The sequence below is a fragment of the Streptomyces huiliensis genome, assembly GCF_020037025.1.
GTDB lineage: Bacteria > Actinomycetota > Actinomycetes > Streptomycetales > Streptomycetaceae > Streptomyces > Streptomyces huiliensis.
On record NZ_JAIQLH010000387.1, the window covers coordinates 1 to 1,515 of the forward strand.

At 74.3% G+C, this 1,515-nt stretch carries 2 protein-coding genes; both read left to right on the forward strand.

Going from position 1 to position 1,515, the window contains the following annotated elements; translation table 11 throughout:
* Positions 1-60: 60 nt before the first annotated feature.
* Positions 61-651, forward strand: coding sequence for a DUF3090 domain-containing protein (locus tag JNW98_RS33850; protein ID WP_223772124.1), 591 nt, complete (start codon positions 61-63; stop codon positions 649-651).
* Entirely contained in the window at positions 615-1,496 is an 882-nt protein-coding gene (locus JNW98_RS33855) for an SCO1664 family protein (protein ID WP_223772125.1), read from the forward strand. The genes JNW98_RS33850 and JNW98_RS33855 overlap by 37 nt, the downstream gene beginning before the upstream one ends.
* Positions 1,497-1,515 lie beyond the last annotated feature (19 nt).

Consider the following 1,515-nt stretch of genomic DNA (forward strand, 5'->3'; position numbering starts at 1 on the left):
ACCCCCCTCCGCCGCCCCCTCCACCACCTCCCTCCGTCACCGACCCAATGGAGCAGGACGTTGTCCCGTCAGGTGTTCCTCTATGACCCGCCGGACCGCTTCGTCGCCGGTACGGTCGGGCTGCCGGGCCGCCGCACTTTCTTCCTCCAGGCCACCGCGGCCGGCCGGACCACCACCGTCGCCCTGGAGAAGGCGCAGGTGGAAGCGCTCGCCGAGCGCATCGACGAACTGCTGGACGAGGTCGTCCGGCGCACCGGCGGCAGCGCCCCGGTGCCGGCCGTGGCACCCGTCGAGTTCGCCGACACCGCGCCCCTGGACACCCCCGTCGAGGAGGAGTTCCGCGTCGGCACCATGGCCCTGGCCTGGGACGCCGAGGGGCAGCGGATGGTCGTCGAGGCGCAGGCCCTGGTCGAGCTGGAGGCCGACACCGACGAGGACCTGGCCGCCGCGGAGGAGCGCCTCCTCCAGGACGAGACCAACGGTCCGCCCATGCTGCGCGTGCGCATCACCGGCACCATGGCCCGGGCCTTCGCCAAGCGCGCCCTGGACATCGTCAACGCCGGCCGGCCGCCCTGCCCGCTGTGCAGCCTGCCGCTCGACCCGGAGGGACACGTATGCCCGCGTCAGAACGGATACCGCCGCGGAGCGTGACCCCGCGGGAGCGGCAGGTGACCCCGCGGGAGCGGCAGGTCACCCCGCAGGAGCTGCTGGCCCGCGGTGAGCTCACCGTTCGCGGGCGGATCCGCGAGGCGTCGAACGCGGTGCTGTACTGCACGGTCGCGTACGAGGGCGTGTCCGCGGCCTGCGTCTACAAGCCGGTGGCCGGGGAGCGGCCGCTCTGGGACTTCCCCGACGGGACCCTCGCCCAGCGCGAGGTGGCCGCCTACGAGCTCTCCGAGGCCATGGGCTGGGGCCTGGTCCCGCCGACCGTCCTCCGGGACGGCCCCTACGGGCCGGGCATGTGCCAGTTGTGGATCGACGGCCCGGCCGACGACGGCGCGGCCGACGAGACGCGGCGGCTCCTCGCCCTCGTCGAGGGGGACGAGCCAGGGCCCGGCTGGAAGGCCGTCGGCTACGCGGAGGTGGGGGACGGGCGCCCGGCGCTGCTCGTCCACGCCGACGACGAGCGGCTGCGGCGGCTGGCCGTCCTCGACGCCGTGATCAACAACGGCGACCGCAAGGGCGGTCATCTGCTGCCCGCCGCCGACGGCTCGCTGTACGCGATCGACCATGGCGTCACCTTCAACGCCGAGGACAAGCTGCGGACGTTGCTGTGGGGGTGGGCGGGGGAGCCGCTGACGGAGGAGGCGCTTGCGGCGCTACGGCGACTTTCGGCCGATCTGGCCGAGGGTCGCCCCTTGGCGGGGCGGCTGGCCGAGCTGATCACTCCGGCGGAGGTGGAGGCTTTGCGGGGGCGGGTGGCGGAATTGCTGCGTACCGGGCGGCATCGGGAACCGAGTGGGGAGTGGCCGGCGATTCCGTGGCCGCCGGTGTAGCGCCTGCGGCGGGCTGTGC

Bases quoted from the DNA above. Each gene is read 5' to 3' on its own strand.
- JNW98_RS33855 (WP_223772125.1), top strand. From the start codon at position 615: ATGCCCGCGTCAGAACGGATACCGCCGCGGAGCGTGACCCCGCGGGAG.